Source organism: Desulfosarcina variabilis str. Montpellier (assembly GCF_048565275.1).
Taxonomy (GTDB): domain Bacteria; phylum Desulfobacterota; class Desulfobacteria; order Desulfobacterales; family Desulfosarcinaceae; genus Desulfosarcina; species Desulfosarcina variabilis.
The window spans coordinates 5,716,305-5,738,026 of sequence record NZ_CP159846.1 but is presented as its reverse complement, the minus strand read 5'-3'; the positions used below and the strand labels follow the sequence as shown (position 1 = coordinate 5,738,026).

Genomic DNA, 21,722 nt, shown 5'->3' with positions numbered 1-21,722 from the left:
CTGGAGTGTGACGGTGGATGACGCGAAGAAAATATCAGTCAGTTATATTGGGGATTTGGCTCACACTCCACCCGAAGATGTTCTTTTGGTGGAGCGTGATGAGGACTATGTGCGCGCCTGCCGGGAACTGTCCGCCACAGATGCGTCTACATCGGGATTGAAAGTGTGGGTGCGTTCTAAGAATTACTTTGCCTGGCTGAGAGATTTTACTGAACAGATTGGTTGTCCAGCCTTTTTCAGTGAAAAAACGCCTCGCCTGGTACTTGCGGAAAAGTGGAATGTCGTTCTACCTGACTGGTTGACGGATGCGGAGGTACTTGACCAGGGACTGTTGAATATAGATGTAAAGCTCCAGGCAGGACAGACGAGCTTCAGCAATCGACTGCTAACACACTTCCTGGGCTCATCCCTCGGAGAGGATGCTTTCAACGCGAATGACCTCGTGGATGTGATCAAAGCGCTTGTCAGCGCTGAGGCTAAGGCAGCCTTCAAACAATATCCCATACTGTATCGCTCCCTGGAATCAAAATGCGAAACATGGGCGCAGCGCAGTAAGGAAGCATGGGTGAAGAATCTGTGTTCCCGCATTTTTGAAAACACCGGCGACTTGTGGCAGTGGTTAAGTTTGTGGGCCTGTTTGTACAGCTACCCGGAAAAGCTGTTGGAATATGTGTTGGCTCCTGAGCAGGTTCTGTTCGTTCGGAACATCCCTGTTGAGGCGGTTTACGATTTACCTCTGGAGCCTACGGCCAGGGAACAGATACTGACACAAATTGAGCTGTTGTTTGAAGAAATCCAGAACCAAGTCACCTCTGACGAGGAGTTCCGGAAGGTATTGGGATGGACCTCCGGTCGGCTCTTTCAGGAGTATCACTTTATTTCTAAGATGCTTGGGAGCCGTCAATTTTCTCCCACCACAGAGGATGTTCAACTGGTACAGGCCAAGTTTAGGCATTGCCCAGGTGTGAGTGAAAGCAGCCTGAACTCACTCCGACACTACATTGCACCTTCCCGACCAAGGCTAATCGGCCAAGATGAAAAATGGGATAGCGCGGAGTGGATAAGATGGACCACAGAGGAATACACGCCGTATCGCACCTGGCAAATTTACAACAACCAATATGATGAGGAATTGGAAAACGCCGTTGCTCGCTTTTCGGACTGGTTTGTCGAGGAATACACCGCCATCCACAAAGATCCGAATCTCAGCCTGGCTCACTGTATGACGGATGTAATTTCAAGCGAACCGGAAAAACAGTTGTCGATTATCCTTCTTGTTGACTGCCTGCCGCTGCAATTTGCGGACCTCCTGGACAGTGCGCTCCGTAACGTCGGCTACAGCCGCCATGACTTAAGGTATCGTTTCGCAGCGTTGCCGACCACTACGGAGTACAACAAGCCAGTTTTGGTTAGTGGACAGTGGCAACATGGCCCAGGAAACTATGATGCCATTCTCAAGGCGCGCGCCCAAGCCGACTGGAACAACACAAAGGTCGTTTATCTTAACAATTTGAAGGCGTTGTCCGAACTGCCGGCACCACGTGAGTCTACCGTTGTCCTTTTGAATTTCTTGGATGGGGACGAGTTGCTCCACTCAGACGTGGAATCAAAAAGCACATCTTACGATGAAGAGCTGCATCGTTTGTTTGCGCGCATGGCAGCGTCTGTGGACCGAATCTCAAAGGAGTGGGCTGGGGCAAGGGAGCATGTCAGCGTCTACGTGGTGACGGATCACGGTGCCTGCCGAATATTGGAGGAAGAAAAGCAATCTTTCGATTCCTCGGTCGTCAGCAAGCTGTTTCCCGAAGAAAAACATCGTTTCGCGATGCTGGACGAAAAACAGGTGGGTGACATTCCCGACAACCTCTGGGAGTTGGGGTATCAATTCAAACAACCCTATGCACCGGACAACAACGTTTTTTTCTTGCCCAGGGGACATAACACCGTGAGGCAGTCCAGCAAAGCAAAGGGCTTTTTGCACGGTGGAGTGACGCCGGAAGAAGTTGTCGTTCCCACCGCTTTGTACAAATTGGTAAAAGCTGCCTGGAAAGCTCCCGCTGCGCGCTTCATGGCCTTGGATCTGATACGAGAAACAGGCAGGGCCAAGTTCTACATCCAGCGTGTCGTGACAGTAGGAATTGAAATACAGAATCCGAACCCCGTGGACATCCGCGTCCTCCGGGCCAGTGTGGCATCCCCGGAAACCGATCTCAAAAGCTGCGACGTCGGAATCATACCGGCAGGAAGCGTGAATACGATCAAGATGAACTGTTATTTCAAAAAAGCGGCTTTGGGGGAAAAGAACCTTGAAATCGAGATCGCATATGAAATTTCGGGCGAACAACACACCCTTACCCTGACTCTTGAATGTGAATTCAAATCAGCCATGGCCGGCGGATTTAGTTTGCGAGACCTTTGATGGAGGCAATAAAAACGATGAAGTCATTTGAAAGCAACGCAAAGGACTATTACGGAGAGGTCGTTATCAACAAAGGTCTCATGGGAAAGGCTGGTTTCGGCGCTCGCGCGATTCCCGTTTATGTCGGTGAGTGGATCATCAGCCAGTTCATGGACGGAGATGAACTCACTGAAGACGGTCGAACAGAAATAGTCAACACGATTTCGAAATACTTGCCGCAAAAAGCGGACAAAAACATGATCCTGAATCGCCTCATGGAGCAGGAAGAGGTTCGCATATTGGATGATTTCAGGGTCAACGTCAATTTAGAGCGCAACACGCACGATCTGAGCATCCCCCTTCTGGATGTCAGCAACGGAATGGTTCAAAAGGACATTATTGACAACAACCCCATGCTCTTGAAGACGGGTATGTGGGGTCTAGGCACGCTGAGATATGTTCCGCCTGACGGTGAAGACGTCAAAAAGGGGCAGATATGGATGGTCGAATTCAAGGCATTTCAGACGCCTGGGGTTGATCTGGACTACTTTCGGGATTCACGCAAGCACTTCGACATAGACGAGTGGATAGACCTCCTGGTGTCGAGTTGTCAATTTAATCCCGACGTTCATCGGCTGTCTCAGAAACTCCTGCTTCTCAGCCGAATAATTCCCTTGGTCGAACCCAGGGTCAACATCACAGAGCTGGCTCCGAAAGGAACCGGAAAATCATTTGTGTTTGACAACATCAGTCGATATGCGGCCGTCATTCCCGGCGGCAAGCTTTCCGCTCCAGCCCTGTTTTTCAACAGCAACACGAAGCAGATTGGCCTAATACCGCGCTATGACGTAGTTGTGGTCGACGAAATTCAGAAAATTCACACCGATGCATCCGGCGAGGCAATGGCGGCCCTAAAGATGTACCTTGAAAGCGGAAGGTATCGCAGAGCAACGGGGAGTTTAGGAACGTCTGAGTCCGGGTTTGTGATGCTCGGTAATATCACCCTGGGAAGCAACAGGCTACCGCTTTACGAGAGCGACGGGATATTTAAGGAGCTACCGAGTGCTCTTCAGGAATCGGCTTTTATTGACCGTATTCACGGTTTGATCGAGGGCTGGTTCATGCCACGCGTTTCCAGAAACACGCCATCAAGGACACTTGGATTCAAGGGCGATTTTTTCAGCGAGGTGTTACATGAGCTGCGTGTTGATCTGAGGTATGCCGACTATGTCTCACAGAGTTTGCACCTCCCTCAGTGTGAGGATATGCGCGATAACAAAGCTATTGCACGGCTGGCCGAGGGATTTTTAAAGCTGCTGTTTCCAGATCTCATCCTGAGCGAGGAAGAGTTCATTACCTACTGCGTAAATCCAGCGGTGCGCATGCGGCAACAAATTCGAGATGAGTTGTCGAAGATCGACCAGGAATACAAATGGGTGACCATTAAAAGCGAAAGCCCTGACGAATTTCAGCTGTCTCACCCCGATGAAAAACCAGACCCTGAACAAGAAGCGCAGAAAGTCGATCCGTTGTCACCAGACCGAAACCCTGAGGAGAAGACGCTGGATATCGCTGAAGGCCAGAGAGGGATCTCTTATGAGAAGCTGTTTCTGCCCTACCTCAAGGGCGCAAAACTAATAAAAATTTGCGATCCGTACATTCGGCTACAGTACCAAATATACAACCTCATGTCTTTTTGCGAAATACTTGACCCCTTAGATGGGCCACTGAAACTCGACCTTGTTACAGCGTGCGACTCTTATTTGGAAACCGAGTTGAAGACCAAGCTTAGTGAACTGAAAATCGGACTGAGTAAGGATCAAATCGACTTTGATTACATATTGGACAGCAGCATACACGACCGTTGGATAGAAGCAGACACCGGCTGGAGAATAATCCTGGGTCGCGGTCTGGATATTTTTCAAAAGCCCGATGACAAGTTCACCCTGGGTTTCTTGGATCAAACTAAACGAAAGTGCAAGGCAACGACGATTACATACACACGGGCAAAATGAGGAATCCACTTTATATCAAGGGCTGGATTGATAAGGGGGAGAAGTGATGCCATGCCACGATTAACAAATATCGAGGAAGTTTTGTTCCCAGTTGAAGAACACCCTGTTTTCGTGAGTGTCCGCAAAGAATCGGTAGAGCGTCGTCTGTCAGTGCCTGACAAAAAAGCAATTGTAAATACAAAAACTAACCGGGTGCTGGGAATCGTGAGTCGGGGTTACCGGCTGGTAACAAACCATCAAGCCTTGGACTGGGCATATCAATGTTGTCAAACGGTCTTCCCAGAAACCAAACCGGGTGAGTGGGAAGTGAAATCAAGCGATGCACCTGGGACTGGTGGTCATTGCTTCATCGATATCGTGCACAATTCAACTGCGCTGGATTTTGAATTTGTCGCAGCTGAAAACCGTCCGGATGCATTTGGCCCGTTCATTAGGGTCACAAACAGCTATAACGGTCTGCGTGCGCTCGCCTTTGACATCGGATTTTTCAGGAAAGTGTGTAAAAACGGGATGATTCTTCCTGAGTCGATTATCCGTTTCAAATTTACACACTCCCAAAAAGACATCGGTAAAACAATCAGTTTTGAAGTCTCCCAAGAACGGCTCTCAAAAATCAAAACCAGTTTCAACGATTATTTTAATGCGCTGCGAGATTGTAAAATCAACCGCCAGGAGTTCGACCCACTGTTTTACGGGGTTCTCAAAATTCGAGAACCCAAAAAAATGAAGCCGCAGAGCCCAATTGCAAATGATTGGGAAGCCCTTTCCAAAGGAATTGGTGTTCTCTGCAGTCGCTATTCAGAAGAGCTTGGTGAGAATGCTTACGCTGTATTTAATGCAATTACTGAGTTTGCTTCCCATCCTCCGCAGAATCGATGTGTGCATCGAGAGCGGCACAGTTTTCAACGACTGGCCGGTAACTGGCTTAGCAAGTTCAGTCAAGAGTGCCGTAAACCCGATTTTAAGCTGTCTATCTATCTGGAAAACCTGATCACAAATAACGGTAATGGGAACAAGGTGTCAAGCAAAGCAGCTATTAGGAGAGATTCTAATTGAATACATAGGGGGATGTATGGCGCCTCAAAAAAAAAGTGTAAATCTAAGCCAAGAAACAAAGGAGGAGTTTAAAGATCTTTACGGAGAATTTGTTAGCTCATACCTTTTAAGCCCTAAGGGAGAGCCCCACAGAACATTGCCCGTCAAATCAAGGCAAGAGGCCACTGAAAATTATAAAAAAATTAAAGAACTGCACCAAAACGGTAAAGACATCACCGATTTGGTGATCACCGGTCTCCTGCCTCACCAAAATACACCATACAACCGGAGTAAAGGTGTATGGATACATGTCGCACCGGCCATTCGCAGGGACATTCATCAATGGTTTGAGAATATTGGATGGGTCGATAAAAAAGACTGGCCTGAAATAGCAAATGCTATATTCAGATTTGTGTCTCACTGTGTAGACGACCCAAAAAGCTTGGAATTGGAATGCAAAGCGTTCATCGAAAATCCTAAGACTAAGGGTATGCAATCAGGGTTTTTATCACCTGTTCTCAATGCACTCGATCCCGATCACTTTATTGTTATCAATAAAAAGCCGAAAGAATTAATCAACTACCTCGCAGATAAGGATTTCACAGCCAAGCTTGAAGATTATCCCGAAATAAATGAAGTTGGATTAAGGATAATTGATGATCTTAAAGACACAATTTTAGAAGCTGATACCACCGGTTTGCACCCAACGGTACTTTTCGATGCATTTAGCCACTGGTTTAAAATAAGCAAAAAAGGAAAATCAAAACCGGGCTCTAAAAATTCTAAGAACGGAAAAAGTTGTTGGCAGATCGCCCCTGGAGATCAAGCGCGATTGTGGGATGATCTCAGAAAAAACTCTATCGCTGCCGTTGGTTATTCAAAATTGGATTTCGATTTGTCCGGCCAATCTGAGGACGAACTTTTAAAGCTTTATCGACAGCATTTCAAAAATGAAACTGAAATGTCCATAAAAATTAATTTCAGGATGCTCTGGAATTTTGTTTCTCTCAAACCAGGTGACCGGTTTGTGTCCAACAAAGGCAAACAGTCTCTTTTGGGAATTGGAACTGTCACTGGAGCCTATAAATACAGACCTGAACGTTCTGAATACAAGCACACGGTCGATGTAAAATATGACATGGTCAGCAAGGAAGGCATCAAGATACCTGATGCTATTAAAGGAAAATTCGGGAAAACCATTGTACCTTTGGACGAGAAAATATTTAGTGAAATTGAAAATCTTTTCAGCATATCTGAAGGTGGCACTATCCCAACACCAGATGACAAGGTTACGAACTATTGGTGGCTGACGGCCAACCCAAAGATCTGGAGTTTCGACAAATTACCTGTAAACGACAAGCAAATATACACATCGATCAATAAAAAGGGAAATAAAAGACGGATATATAAAAATTTTACAAAAGTAAAACCAGGCGATCTCATTGTTGGCTATGTCGCGTCGCCTATAAGGGAGGTAGTGGGTCTTTGTCGTGTAACTTCAGAGCTAAATGAGACTGTGGAGGGTGAGGGATTTGAATTTGAAAAAGTCGAAGATTTCGACGAAACTTTGACTCTCGAACAAATAATGTCAGTTCCAGTTCTAAAAGAAAGCGAACCGATCAAAAACAACAATCAGGGAAGTTTGTTCATACTCAGCGGTGAAGAGTATGAAACGCTTAGGGCTTTGATTGATGAAAAAGTGACGGTCTCTAAAAAAGCCGAAATTAAACCCTATTCGGTAAGTGATGCCCTAAAAACACTTTTTATTGACGAAATTAAGTTCAATGAAACCATAGAAATTCTAAAACACAAGAAAAATATAATACTTCAAGGCCCCCCCGGCGTCGGGAAAACATTTTTAGCAAAACATTTAGCTTACAGCATTATGAAGGAAGTGGACAACCGGCGAGTGGCAATGATCCAATTCCATCAATCCTTTTCGTATGAAGATTTTATACAAGGTTACCGGCCAAATGAACAAGGTCGATTCGATCTAAAAAATGGTTTGTTTTACGAATTTTGCCGAAAAGCTCAAAGGAAATTAGATTCAGAGCATTTTCTCATCATAGATGAAATAAATAGAGGAAATCTCAGTAAAATATTTGGCGAAGTGTTGATGCTCATCGAAAACGACAAGCGAGGCCCCGAATTTGCCATACCTTTAACATATTCATCCACAATCGATGACACATTCTTCATACCTGCCAATTTGCACATCATCGGTACAATGAACACTGCGGATCGTTCCCTTGCAATGGTTGACTACGCATTGCGTAGGCGCTTTAGTTTTATAGAACTAGAGCCCATGTTTCAAAGCCCTAAGTTTTTTACTCACCTTAAAAACAATCAAGTTCAAGAAAGCACTATAGAGAAAATAATTAAGAAAATATCAGACCTTAACGAAAAAATTTCTAGTGACACGAAAAATTTAGGAAAAGGTTACAAGATAGGGCACAGTTACTTTTGCCCATCAGATTCTGAACAAACATATGATGAAAGCTGGTACCGGACAATAATAAAATCGGAAATTGAGCCACTTCTACAAGAATTTTGGTTTGACAACCCTGAACGTGTCGATGAATACATCAAATATCTTCTGGCATGATTATATCCAAAATACCCATACAAAACATATATTATTTGCTCTGCTATTCCTGGAATAAGCTTGAGGAAAAAGATATTGTCCAAGTTTCTGATATAGACAGCACTAACATATTAGACCTGTTCGCTAAAGTGTTGATACAAGGTGTAAAGCATTTATTCAAGAGGGGTTTGGACCGGGGTTACATAGCAAATGAAGATCAGACAAAGTGTTTAAGAGGTAAAATATGTTTCGGCCCAACGTACAAAAAAAACTTACTTGCCAAAGCACAGATCCACTGTGAATTCGATGAATTTAGCCACAATGTCCTGCACAATCAGATACTCAAATCTACGATTGGGTTGTTGATTGACTACAAAGGTCTGAACAGGGACCTGCAAAATGAGCTTCTGGGCTTGTTTCGAAAAATGCAACAGATCGATGATATCGAACTTAGAAACTCGCTTTTTTCAAGGGTTCAGTTACACAGGAACAACGCGTTTTACGATTTTTTATTAAAAATTTGTGAAATAATACATGAAAACCTCCTCATATCGGAAGACCCTGGGAAGAGCAAGTTCAGGGATTTTTTCAGAGATGAACACAGAATGGCTTCTGTTTTTGAAAACTTTGTACGCAATTTCTACAAAATAGAAGTCCCAGGTTGCAAGGTCAAAAGTGAGGTCATTTCATGGGATGCAATCCTCCTCGATGAATCCTCTAATTCATATTTGCCAAAGATGATAACTGACGTCTCCATCGAGTTTGAGGATTTTAAGGTGGTCATTGAAGCAAAATATTACAAGAAGGCTCTTTTGGAACACTACGGAAAAGAAAAGTACCACAGCGTTCATTTTTATCAACTTTTTAGCTATTTAAAGAACCTTGAAGCAAAAGGTGGTTTAAATACAAATGCCAGTGGCATATTGTTGTACCCTACTGCGTACAGCGAAAAGATATCTGAGGGTATGATACTCAATGGCCACAAGGTTATGGTGCAAACAATAAACCTAAATCAGGATTGGCAATTAATTCAAAATGATTTGATCGAGCTATTAACCGTCGCGAAAGCAGCTTGATTTGACATCGTGAATGAGGTTTGAGGAATGAGCGGTTATATCCATGATCCTCTGCAGATCATCAACCTTATTGCGGACAACCTGCGTGACCGATACAAGAGTGGATTTCCGGTCCTTAAAGAAATCATTCAAAACGCCGATGACGCCGGCTCTGGTGATGAGGAAATTCAACTCGAATTTGGCCTTTCGCATGGCATTCCCAAAGCCGAGCACCCCCTCCTGAAAGGGGCGGCGCTTTATTTTCTCAATAACGGCGCATTTACCCAAGCGGATCACAAGGCCATCCGCTCCTTCGGCCTGAACCGTAAGGCCATCGAGGAGTTTTCAATAGGTAAGTTCGGCCTTGGTATGAAGAGTGTTTTTCACTTCTGCGAGGCCTTTTTCTTTCTGGCAAAATGTAATGAAAAACCATACAAAGAAATTCTAAACCCCTGGTCAGGTGGGGATGACTTTCCCTCCGTTCATGACGACTGGAACAATTTTTCCGTATCTGATGCCAATCTGATTTTTAAACATGTTCGACCTGTCGTGGGTCAAATGGATCTTTCGCGCGGCACCATTTTTCTGCTTTGGCTGCCATTGCGAAAAAAAAAGCATCTTTTGGTTAACGGCAAGGAGGCTGGCAGCATCATCTCCGAGTTTCCTGGTGATAACCTGGGCCTCCTCTCTTTTCTTTCTCATCCTTCCCTTGCCCAACGGATCGCCTCCCTGCTGCCGCTTTTACACAGGATAACAAGCATACGTTTCTGGCATTTCAATGATTCCGGCATGGTGGCTGCACCTCAATTTCAAGTCTCATTGAAAGGGGCTGTCCGTATTGGCCTTGCAGACGGCCAGTATCGCTCAAAAGCCATCGCAGGGACGGTTACATACCACCATAAAGGAAATGAAGATGCATCGTATTCACTGACTTATTCAGGGCGTGAAAAAATTATTGGGATTCCGGGATTGATATCTCTCCGGCAATCTCCCCTCTGGCCCAAAAGCTATGTCAGGGACGATCTGGGCAGGACTCGAGAGGCCCCGGACAAGGCGCGAGGGCATGGCGCGGTTGTCTTTTCCCGTTCTAATGAAAAAGGACAAGGCCGATTGAAGATCCGCTGGGCGGTTTTTCTTCCAGTGGATGCTGCCAGGGAAGAGGTTACTTGTGGTGGGGAAAGCTGCTTCCGGATCACACTGCACGGCTACTTTTTTATAGACGCTGGACGGGTGGACATAGACGGGCTGCAGGAAGGCAGCGAGTTCTTTGAAGATTCCGCCCAACCTCAGAACGAGGTCGAGTTACGGCGGCTGTGGAATATCCGGCTTGCCAGGAGGGGCACACTGCCGCTTGTCCTTCCATCCCTTGAAGCGTTTGTTGTAAAGGCAAGACTGTCCGCCGATGACACCTGGCATCTCAGCAATGGGATCCTGGGCTCAAAACTATTTCATCGTCACCGTCAAAGCATTTGTGTTGAGTCCTTATGGGCTTGCTGCTTGACCCTAAACGGCAGGCAATGGCGACTCCTACCCAGGGACGCCAGTACCCTTCCATTGCCTGCCCCGCCATTGTCTGCTCCAGAGAGGCCATGGGAAACGTTTCCCGGGTTGAAATCATTTCAGGATCGAGGAACAGAGCTGCTCCTAAAAGATGCCCCGCACCTCCTCGCACACCCTTTACCGCAATGGAAAGAAGCCGATCTTTTAGAGGTTCTACACATTAAGGAGAACGAGCTTTTCGCAGATCAAGGATGCATAGACTATCTGCTCCAGTTCATGGCGGACTCTGCCGTCAGGCCAATGCTGAACGCGGGCAGCCTGCAGGAGAGACTGAGTCAGGTTGCCAACAGGGCCTTTATCGTCATCGGAACCGGGATGCGCCAGTACAGAAAGAAGGTGCAGGAGTTTGTCTCTTTCATTCAACCGAAAAGGCGCTATCCCTTGAAGCCTGATGCACCGCAGGTTATTCGGGAGCTGCAGCAATGCACGACAGGTGTACTGATTCTGGCAAACGAATTTGATTCGACCGATTCTCCCGGGACAGCCAATCTTTTTCTTGAAGACGCCTATTCCCTTTTACAAAAACTTCATGATTTGGTCACCCTTTACGAGCATGGCGACGAACAGGAATCCGTCAAGCATTGCAGGGCCCTTGCTAAGGGTATCCTCCAGGGGCAGAACGAAGAACATCGCAGGGAACTTCTAATCCGGGCCGAAAGACTCAAAATACTTGAGGGGTATGACTGCGTGCAGGAAAAACTGGTTGCCCTGTCCCCGGCGGACCTGAGAGGCTGCCGCGAGTCGCGGCTGTTATATCTCTATTCGCAAGGTGTCAATGATCTGCAGCGCCGAGGACTGGCCTCGAAATTACAGAGGGCAATAAATGAAACAGTCTTTCTGATCGCCAGTGACACAGCTAAGCTTGTGTTCGGTACGACTAACGATCTGGCCCCCTGTAATGCGGATAACGCACTCGATTCCCTGGGGACAAAAATCATTTCATTGCAGACAGTTGGCAGCAGGCGACAGCTGCTTCAGGATGTAGCCGGAGCCAACCTTGAATCGCAACAAAAGGTCAGGGGGCTGAGATATCTCCTGCATGGGCTTGAAGATTACTTTGGTGATGAGAGAACCCTCTGGGTTTCTGGTTACGACCAGAGTCCAGTCTGGGGTAAAATTTGGCGACAGCTTGAGAACCATCATGAAGACGGCTGGAATATTCTGGACAGGGAACTGGTTGAGGAGATCCCGGCAAACAAGTGGCCTAAGCTTTCGATCCGGGAGATCAAATCGAGCGGTATTCTGGCTGAACTACGTGACAATGGCATCGAGAAAATAACCGGAGATCAATTCAGCGTGGACGAGCGCAACGCCGTTTTGAAGGAACTCTCCAGTGATGAAAAGCTTTGGAGGGAGCTGCCATTCCACGAGACGGTGAAAGGCGAGCTAGTCCCCATAACAACTGGAAAATCATACCTTGAAACCGGGATTGCTCTCCCCGATGAATTGTACCGCAGCGCAGACATCATCAAGCGCTCGAAAGATCCCGTGATAAAAAGGCAGCAGAGGGAATGGATTATACCGCTTTCTAAAGAAGGGGTCATCAGGATTGCTTTACGGCATGACGAGCCGATGAACTTCTGGCGCCTGTTGATGGACAACCTCGAATCCGCAAGCGATTTTATCAAAGATCCTTTGATCCGTGAAACCTCCTGGCTGCCCGATGTCAGCCTAACCCCTGTTAAACCTACGGATGTTCTGTATCTGGAAAAAATACAGGACGAAGTCGACCGGCTGCTGGCGGTTGCCCGAGGTGCCTTCTGGTCCCCGGGAAAGATGCATGCTGATCTGAGGACCCATCCTTCTTTTGAGTTCCTCCAAAAAAATTGCTTTGCCACTGATAGGACAGGTTTTGAAAATCTGGCGCTCCTTCTGGGAGAGACCAATGAATACCATGTGGGGCGAGTCGTCTGCCCCGTGGACGGTTTTGAACGGCTAGTTCAGACATGTGCCCGACTGCCTTTTCATCTGCGCCTGCCTGGCTGGATACTGCTCGCCAGAGCCATAAGCGCCTATCCGGCTGATATGGTGAGAGACCTCTTACTACCGGAGACGGTTAAGCCAATTTCGGCTGAGCGGATAGTTGCCGTGCTCAATTGGTTGCAAGAAGAGCATGTCAAGGTGGGGAAAGCGGCAATGAAGGATATCCTTGCCGCCTTTAACGCTTATCTGTCAGGCCTTGTCAATGAAAAGCCAGGAATCGGCTATATCTCCCGACTGCTCATGTTGAACTGCGACGGCGATTGGAAACCGGCTAAAGAGCTTTGCTCTGAGGCCGAGGGGGTGGCGGATAGCCATCTACTGGACTTTGAGCAGACAAGGATTTTGCAAAATGTTATTTTTCATGCAGATCGACAGCAGGCGATAGAGGATGACAGACTTCCAAAAAGAAGGAACCTGGAGCCTGAAATAAGTGCAGCGGCCGACCAACTGGAGGCATTTTTTGCTGAGTGGGAAGGCTTGGTCGCCCCAGAGATCATCTGCGCCTTTTTATCTCTCTTAGGTGACGACCCGAAAATGTTAGCGTTGGCAGGGCGCTACAGAGGTAGGCACTCCGTGGAATGGGTGCGGGACAGCATTCCCTGGCAAGTTCATCATCGCAGAGACGAGCTTCATCGTCAGGAGTGGATGTATGGGCTCGATCAGCACCAGGCCTTGGCCCAACACCGGTTCATTGTGAGGTTTACCGACGGTGACATGGTAAAGACTGTTTCCATTCTGGGTTATGAAATAGATGTCCCATTGAAAAGCCGTTTTACCTCCCTGATCACGGGAGGGCTTTTCTACGAGTACCCTGACAAGGGAATAAATATCGTACGTATTACACTTCGTAACCCGATTGACAAAGACGTTTCCCCTTCGGAATTGTCTGGGTTGCTACGGTCTGCCGCTGAATACCTTCTCAATAAAGCATATAATCAGAAAGATTGTGATCTTGGTAGCCTTTGGGAGGAGCTTGACCGGTCCGAACAGCTGGATATTCGTATCGCACAACAGCTTGTTTTGAACCACATCCCTTTCTATTTGCGTCAGCTTGGTGTTCAACAGCATCCACACCTGAAGGAGTTGTTGGGGCAGTGGAGTGAAGCGCGCTACAAGCGTGAGGAGTATTACGAATCCAAAGAGAAGCGAGAGGCATTTGAGAAGGACGAACGGGCACTTCTTGGCCAAGTGCAGCGATTATTGAAAACAGACGATCATGTTCAACATGTTGTTCTGGATGCCGTCCGGGCTAAGATGAAAGATTTTCAGTATTCAACTTCCAGCATCCCCTTTGAGCTTTTTCAAAATGCCGACGACGCTGTGGTCGAGCTTGCCATGATGCGATCGTACCCCAATCCGCCGGAGGAAGTGGAAGATAGTATGCTTCCCGAGCATGTGAGGCGCTTTCTCGTTATCGAGTGCAATGATTCCGTGACATTTGCCCATTGGGGCAGGCCGGTTAACGCCGTGGGAAGCGCGGGCTTCCCGGGGCACAAAAAAGGGTTTCATCAAGATCTTGAAAAGATGCTGGTGCTATCCTCCTCCGACAAGTCGGAAGACGGCAGGGTTACGGGGAAATTCGGCTTGGGATTTAAAAGCGTGTTACTGGCCTGTGACAGGCCCCGCTTGATGAGCGGTCGCCTGGCAACAGAAATCATTGCAGGGCTTTGCCCAACCCAACTCGAAGACTCCGCCAGGCTGCGACGGCAGCTGAATGAGTTGTCGGCGGACAGGCGGTGGCAGGGCACTCTGTTGGAACTGCCATTGACGGATATAACGCCAACGAAAATTATGGAACCATTTTCCCAGCTGGCCGGAATCATGACGATTTTTTCGAGAAAGATCAGGCGCATCGAAATTCGCGGTGATACCGATCAGGCATTTGAATGGAAGCCGGAGCAGATTGCCTTGTCTGCTGATGCCTGCATTGAATTCGGAGAATTGCCGCTGCCTGTAGGCCAAAATATCGGTGGGCTGTCGGTCTACTTCAGGCTCCTTAGCGGAGGGGTTATATTTTCTCTCGGCCCGGTGGGGTTTCGTAGCCTTCCGGCCGAACTGCCGGACATCTGGGTTGTAACGCCAACCAGGGAAAGCGAAGGGAGCGGTTTTGCAGTCAATTGCATGTTCGATGTCGATGCCGGCCGTGCCCGGCTCGCAGGAAACAGCAGCGTCAACAAGAAAAAAGCTCAAGCACTTGGCAGGGAGTTCGGTCAGGCCTTGCGGCAGCTCTCTGGGCTGGTCCGAGAGAGATGGGATAGATTGAAAGCTGATCTTCGTTTTGAGCGGGACCTTTCGGTATATGATTTTTGGGAGACACTCTGGAAGGTAATTGCGGAAGGTCTGCAGACTAGGAAAAGCAGTGAGGTCAGCTCCATTTTCTCGGAACTGATTTGCGGAGGCGGTGGGATAGGGTACCTGGTCGCACATGAAGACGCAATGCCCAATGGCTTGTGGGGCTCCTATCAATCTTTAACGCGACCGGAAAAGATCCGGTTTGTGCTTAAAGGCTGCTTGAGCGACGAAGCAATCTTCAGAGAACTTGCCGAATGGGACTATTTCCGCGACTTTCTTGGCGATCCGGAGGAAACGGTATCGGAGGCTGTTTATTCATTTGCGCACAAGGTGTCCCCTGCCATTGGTCAATCCAAAGACCAATGGCGTTCGCTGCGTCTGGCGGACGTGCTTCGACAACACTCCGATGATGTAAGGAAAATTACGCCAGAGACAGCCGCAGCACTTGGAAAAATAATCAATCGCAGTGCATTGAATGTGGCAGAGTTTGCCAAGGAGAAAGAGCTGATTGAAAAGGCTCTGCACTCCTTTTGGTTTAAAACCCGCGATGAAACCTTTCGTGCTGCCGATGAAATTATTGTCGCGTCAAAGCACGCCAATGCAAATCCGGACGAAGCTAAACGGGCGTCCTTTGCTCAAAATAAAAATATCCTTTCCAAGGATTATCTCGGAAGCGGGCTTGATTTCTTTTTTTCCTGCCGGGAGAAAATATCCATCCCAGTTGAAAAAATGGTCCAATGGCTACTCGATGCCTCCACAGATGAACAGAGAGGACATGGGTTGCGCTACCTGCTAGACGGTGAGCACGGGGAAAGGGTTGCCTCACTCTTGAGGGCAAGGGGTTTGGGTGGGACATGGCTTGCCGAACTTGAGCCGGATTCGCCATGCTTCAGTGGTTGGAGTAAAGATGACAAGCTTGAAATATTGTTCCGAAAGCTCCCTTCTATCGAAGAGTTGCACCGCCTCCATACCGAAGCCGAAGAAACTCCGTATGATCTGCCCGAAGAAGAGCTGCGGGGAATAAACCCAAAGGAAATATTGCAGAAAATCCATTCGTGGTGGATGAACACGAAGCATGAACACCTGGCAGAGTACGAACGGCGAACCTATCCTGGAAATGTTCGCCTCGACCTGGGTGAAGATGATCTCGGGCGGATCGACCGACAATCCTGGCTTATTTTATTCTGCCTCGCGCATTTCCACACTATCGGCCGGCAGCGAGATCTGCAACACAAAGGATTTATCGAAAAATGCATTCTAAAGGGTTGGTGGGATGTTTTTTCCGCAGAAAAACCGGAAGAGAGATCCGACGACTGGATGAGGGTGCTTGAAGAGTATATCGGTGAGCAGGTGGATAGCAGTGAATATGAAATCTGGATGAATCGCTTCCCTGCAATCTATAAATTTTCCAGGTGGCTTGAGGATTATAAGGAGGCATTTTTTAGTATTGAGAGAGAAAAGAGCATTTCTGGAATATCAGGGATATTGAAAACCAGGGTGAATGCCTCCTTCCAGGGAGGCGGCATCAGCGCACCTCCCATCGAGAAAAGCCTTGGAATCGGGGCCTGCTTTGCCCTCAGGGAACTGAAACGCAAAGGTATAATTAATGGGAGCCAGGCGGTTCCTTACTGTTACCTCCCAACAAAAAGAACCCGTGAGTTTATTGGAAAGATTGGATGCGTGGAAATATCGGAGAGCGAGGGCATTGGAAACTCAAAGATCATCCACCGTTTTCTCTGTCACAACTTGGGCGAAACTCATGCCGATTTCGCCAACTGCTATGATATTCCTTTTCAGGTGGTGGCTGAAAAGGAAGAGGTCCTCAGGATGATTTTAAATTAGAGGGGAAACATGACAAAAGTAGCCGCTGGGCAGGCAGTTTTCCATCCACAATTTGGCACCGGACATGTTGAATTTAACAAGGGAACAACAGCTATTATCCGATTCAAGCATGGCCTTGAAGAGTGTGCGCTTGACTCTCTGCAGGCAAAATCGGGGGTGCTGGAGGATGTCGAGTCTGGGCGGCTCTCACAGCCTATTAAGGCCATATGCCGCGTCATGGCAGAAGCCATTATCTCCGTAAATGACAACTGGGGGGTGTTTTCCAAGTCAAGAATTGCCCTTCTTCCGCACCAGCTCTGGGTATGTCACCGCGTTCTTCGGAAATGGCCGGCCCAAATCTTGGTTGCCGATGACGTGGGTTTGGGCAAGACTATAGAGGCAGGCCTTATTCTTTGGCCTCTCCTTGCAAAGAATCAGGTCAAAAGGCTCCTGGTCATCTGTCCGGCTTCGCTTGTTGAGCAGTGGCAGTATCGGCTGCGCGACATGTTTGATATCCGCCTTGCCCGTTACCTGACAGAAGCGGATACACCTCGCGCCGATTTCTGGAATACCCAAAACCAGGTGGTCGCCTCCATGCAGACCCTGCGTGATGACCGGAGAGACCGTCATCAGCGGATCTTTGAGGCGGAGCCATGGGATCTGCTTATCGTTGATGAGGCCCACCATCTCAATTCCGATGAAGAGAGAGGGGCAACTCTGGCGTACAAGCTGGTAGAAGGTCTTGTTAAAGAAAACCTCACCCGATCCAGAATATTTTTTACGGGCACTCCCCATCGAGGAAAAGACTACGGGTTTTTTTCCCTTTTGCGCCTGTTGCGGCCTGAACAGTTTTCTCCCAACAGGCCCCTTGAAGAACAGCTCCCACATATCCGGGACGTGATCATTCGCAACAACAAACAGAATGTTACCGACATGCAGGGCAACAAGATTTTCAGGCCGGTCAACGTTACCTCAGAGACCTATTCTTATACAGAGGAGGAGGCAGCATTCTATGATCTTCTGACTGAGTTCATCGCCACCGGAAAGGCCTACGCCTCGAAGCTTTCGAGCACCGATCAACGTGCCGTTATGCTGGTTCTGATCTCAATGCAAAAACTGGCCTCCAGTTCCATTGCCGCAATCAGAAAGGCATTGTCCGGCAGACTTTTACGCCTAAGCCAGGCTGGACAAGCCCTTCAAGCGGCCAGAGAACGTCAGGCTCTGATCCGCCGGATCCTTGATACCGCAGATGAGACAAACGTTTCATCCCTTACCGATGAGCTGCAGCGCCAGGAAGAAATAATAGCTGAGATTTCATTTTCTTTGCCGTTGATGGAAGATGAAATTCCTCAGCTTAAGATCCTTGTTGACAGGGCTGAGACGGTTACGAGAGAGACAAAAATCGAAAAAATCATCGAAGTGCTCGATACACGCTTCGCAGGAAGGGCGGTTCTGTTTTTCACCGAATACAAAGCGACCCAAGCGCTATTAATGTCGGCTCTAATGCAAAAGTTCGGCGATGACTGTGTTTCCTTCATCAATGGCGATAACCGCATTGATGGTGTAATTGGGTCAGATGGTGTCCCGAGGTCGATCTCCATTCCCCGTACCGATGCCGCCGACCTTTTCAATTATGGAATTGTTCGTTTTCTGGTTTCTACCGAAGCAGCCGGAGAAGGCATTGACCTGCAAGAATCCTGCTACTCTCTCATCCATGTCGATCTGCCATGGAATCCCATGCGCCTACACCAGCGGGTTGGGAGGTTGAACCGCTATGGCCAGAAAATGCCGGTAGAGGTTATAAACCTTCGGAATCCAGCCACCGTCGAAAGCAGGATTTGGGGGAAATTAAATGAAAAAATCGAGAGCATCATGCGCGCTCTTGGCGGCGCCATGGACGAACCGGAGGACCTGCTTCAGCTGGTTCTTGGTATGACCTCCCCCACCCTGTTTACGGAGCTTTTTGTCAACGCGGCGGAGGTTAGTGACTCTCGCTTGGATAACTGGTTTAACTCAAAAACAAAAACTTTTGGCGGCAAGGACGCAATTGATACGGTGAAAGCGCTGGTCGGCAACTGCTCGCGCTTTGATTACCAGAATCTGGAATCGATTCCGAAGAATGACCTCGAGGACCTGCAGCTCTTTTTCGAGGCCATGCTCTCCATCAACAAGAGGCGGGTAATTAGAGAAAATGCAGGCATAGCATTCAAAACGCCGGAAGAGTGGTTGAAGAATGTTGGAATCAGAAGGCGATATGAAGGGCTGCTTTTTGAAAGGAACGTGAAAGGGAAAGAGGCTGCGCTGCGGGTTGTTGGAGTGGGGCACAAGGTTTTTGACCAGGCGATAACACAAGCCGCTAATTTTCACGCCTGCTTCGCCGCTGTTTCCGATTTAAGTGAGGCGGTATCGGTTTTTGAAGTTTACGACAGGATAACTTCACAGGAGGGCAATATCAAACAAATCATCGTGGGTGTCGCCTCGGGAAAAAAGGAGCTGCTCCATGATTGGCAATTGATTGATTTATTTAATGATATATTGAAAAAAAGAAAAATCACAACAATTGACAATATCGATTATTCAAAAGGAAATCTGATTGATTTTACAGAAGAGGCTGAGTCGTTGGTAAAAGCAAAGATGTATGAGTTGAACACGCCATTTAACGCACCGGAAACGAAGCTTTTAAGTTTGTTCATCCCAACTGCTCCATAATTGTATTGAATAATTTTCATTGACCTACTGAAGGTATAGAAATGGCCACAATGATTGTGAACAGTGTCCTGCAGTTCACCACCGAAGGCAAGTGCCAGACCTATCTGTTTCCGGTTATCATTAGGTTACCTACTGCGGCCAGGATACCTTCGACATGGTAAAGATCCGCGATATATTACTAAGAACTAAGATATGATGGGATATATAGGTTTTCTATATTTTTGATATGAAAAGGAGTGCCAAGATATGAAACTCAAGTGGGTCCATATTAAGAACTATCGCTCCTGCAAGGATGTGAAAATAAACGTTGGCTCCATGCAAGGCCTTGTCGGGGCAAATAATGCAGGAAAATCGTCGATCATCAGAGCGTTAGATTTGCTTTTCAATCCATCTGCGACCAAGGTCGATAAAGAGACATTTTGGAACGGCGACATTAACCTCAATATATGGATCGAAGCCATTTTCGAAGAATTGTCCGATGCTGAAAAAGAGGACGAAAAATTGAAGCCATTCCTGAGACCGGATGATAAATTCCATATTGCCCGATCTGCAACTTGGAAAATGGAAGATCCAGAAGAAGAAGGCACTCCCCCGGGTGATGGCAAGCCTGTCATCAGTCAGCATTTCTGCAAACCGATGCCCAAATATGAATGGCTCCAGGAAGGGCAAATCAACGGAAAAAACATCACTGAATGGTGGAATAACAAAGAAAACCTGAAGGTCGGTGATGCTGATTTCCTCGATTACGCTGGAACAACTAAGCCTGCAGTCGGAGTATGGAAAGAGAAAGCAAAGGAATTCATCGACGCCCATCTTACAGATGATGATTTCGAAGATTCATGGAACGATAATCCCCAAGGCTATGCCGGAGTCCTTAAAGGGACTTTGCCGCATTTCATCTTCGTCCCGGCAGTCAGAGACCTCATAGATGAGGCGAAAGTCACGAAGACCAATCCCTTCGGCAAACTCCTTTATGCGGTACTGGAGAGCGTAACAGCACAGCAAAAGGTTGAGCTGGAAACGACGCTTGAAGGTCTCCAAAAAAGACTGAACCGCATCGGAGGGGCTGACCGGTTAGATAGTATCGTTAGTACAGAAAAAAAATTGAATGATGTGTTGAAAGAGTACATGGCCTGTGATTTGGAAATCGAATTCCAATCTCCTTCTGTTGAAATGCTTTTGACAACCCCTCAGCTGTTCGCTGATGATGGATTCCGGAACGTGGTAACCAACAAAGGACACGGTCTTCAGAGAGCAATCATCTTTTCAATACTGCGCTGTTATTCCGAGTTGGTTACAGGTGTCGGCGAACAGAAAAAGAAGCCCATGATTTTCGCTGTTGAAGAGCCAGAGCTGTACATGCATCCACAAGCTCAACGAAACATTCGTAAGGTCTTTAGGGGCATTGCAGATAAAGATGATCAGGTGATTTTTTCAACTCATTCATCTCTGCTGTTGGATGTTGCCTATTTTGATGAGGTCATAAGGGTCGAGTCGGTTCAGGAGGAAATTGGTGGCCGGAAAACGGTCAAAAGTGTGGTCTGGCAATTGCCCATGGAAGCCATGATCGAAGACCTGAAGGGTAGACGAGGTATTGCCGCGACAATTGATTCCATGAGAGAGTTGTATTCCCATGCCTATCACCCTAACCGTAGTGAGGGATTCTTTGCGAAAAGCATAATACTTGTCGAAGGGCCAACGGAACAATACGCCTTGCCAATATATGCTGAAACGGCTGGCCATCCGCTGGACTCAATGAATATTAGTGTTGTCGATTCTGGCGGCAAGGGATCAATGGACAGACTTTACCGAATTTTCAATGAGTTGGGGATACCCTGTTTCATGTTGTTTGATTATGACAAGGACAACGGCGATAAAAATATCGTTGATAAATCCGTGGAATTGCTTGCGTTGATTGGTGAAGATACCGACCCTCCATCTGCTATATTAATTCACGATAATGTAGCTTGTTTCCCGAATAAATGGGAAACTGACCTTGCTCCTGAGATTCCTAATATTGAGGGTTTAACAGGCGATGCAAGAACGGTTATGGGGCTGCATGGGGATTCCGGAAAACCTTTGATTGCACGCTATATTGCAAGAAAACTAACGACACAGGATCCGCCTGTTATCCCCGCATCAATCCAGTCAATTCTTCAAAAAGCAGTGGCTGTAAAATGGGGAAAAAGCTGTCTCTGCGAGAGCCAGCAGGAAAAACCAGAATAAGTTTATATCAAGTATGTCTAATACAGAAGAGCTCGACCATAGGA

General features: G+C 47.4%; 8 protein-coding genes. All 8 read left to right on the top strand.

Annotation, left to right across the window (positions count from 1 at the left end):
* Positions 1-7 precede the first annotated feature (7 nt).
* The 8 genes from Dvar_RS25790 (at position 8) to Dvar_RS25755 (ending at position 21,678) form a co-directional block, all read left to right on the top strand.
* Positions 8-2,419, top strand: a complete 2,412-nt coding sequence (locus tag Dvar_RS25790; protein WP_419655996.1) for a hypothetical protein — start codon at positions 8-10, stop codon at positions 2,417-2,419.
* A gap of 17 nt (positions 2,420-2,436) precedes the next feature.
* Complete coding sequence (brxL, locus tag Dvar_RS25785; RefSeq protein ID WP_419655995.1) at positions 2,437-4,413, top strand: BREX system Lon protease-like protein BrxL; 1,977 nt, start codon at positions 2,437-2,439, stop codon at positions 4,411-4,413.
* Between the two features lie 51 nt (positions 4,414-4,464).
* Entirely contained in the window at positions 4,465-5,469 is a 1,005-nt protein-coding gene (locus Dvar_RS25780; RefSeq protein ID WP_419655994.1) for a DUF932 domain-containing protein, read from the top strand.
* Between the two features lie 16 nt (positions 5,470-5,485).
* Positions 5,486-8,053 (top strand): AAA family ATPase, encoded by a 2,568-nt coding sequence (locus Dvar_RS25775; RefSeq protein WP_419655993.1) that lies wholly within the window; start codon positions 5,486-5,488, stop codon positions 8,051-8,053.
* Entirely contained in the window at positions 8,050-9,108 is a 1,059-nt protein-coding gene (mcrC, locus tag Dvar_RS25770) for a 5-methylcytosine-specific restriction endonuclease system specificity protein McrC (RefSeq protein WP_419655992.1), read from the top strand. Before Dvar_RS25775 ends, mcrC begins: the two co-directional genes overlap by 4 nt.
* Positions 9,109-9,135: 27 nt before the next feature.
* On the top strand, positions 9,136-16,764 hold the full coding sequence (locus tag Dvar_RS25765; protein WP_419655991.1) for a sacsin N-terminal ATP-binding-like domain-containing protein: 7,629 nt from the start codon (positions 9,136-9,138) through the stop codon (positions 16,762-16,764).
* Between the two features lie 9 nt (positions 16,765-16,773).
* On the top strand, positions 16,774-19,452 hold the full coding sequence (locus Dvar_RS25760) for a DEAD/DEAH box helicase (protein WP_419655990.1): 2,679 nt from the start codon (positions 16,774-16,776) through the stop codon (positions 19,450-19,452).
* Between the two features lie 246 nt (positions 19,453-19,698).
* Complete coding sequence (locus Dvar_RS25755) at positions 19,699-21,678, top strand: ATP-dependent nuclease (protein WP_419655989.1); 1,980 nt, start codon at positions 19,699-19,701, stop codon at positions 21,676-21,678.
* The last annotated feature ends 44 nt before the right edge of the window (positions 21,679-21,722 follow it).

Excerpts from the sequence above, each read along its gene's own strand:
- mcrC (WP_419655992.1), top strand. The coding sequence starts at position 8,050 with ATGATTATATCCAAAATACCCATACAAAACATATATTATTTGCTCTGC.
- brxL (WP_419655995.1), top strand. The coding sequence starts at position 2,437 with ATGAAGTCATTTGAAAGCAACGCAAAGGACTATTACGGAGAGGTCGTT.
- Dvar_RS25775 (WP_419655993.1), top strand. The coding sequence starts at position 5,486 with ATGGCGCCTCAAAAAAAAAGTGTAAATCTAAGCCAAGAAACAAAGGAG.
- Dvar_RS25765 (WP_419655991.1), top strand. The coding sequence starts at position 9,136 with ATGAGCGGTTATATCCATGATCCTCTGCAGATCATCAACCTTATTGCG.
- Dvar_RS25780 (WP_419655994.1), top strand. The coding sequence starts at position 4,465 with ATGCCACGATTAACAAATATCGAGGAAGTTTTGTTCCCAGTTGAAGAA.
- Dvar_RS25760 (WP_419655990.1), top strand. The coding sequence starts at position 16,774 with ATGACAAAAGTAGCCGCTGGGCAGGCAGTTTTCCATCCACAATTTGGC.
- Dvar_RS25755 (WP_419655989.1), top strand. The coding sequence starts at position 19,699 with ATGAAACTCAAGTGGGTCCATATTAAGAACTATCGCTCCTGCAAGGAT.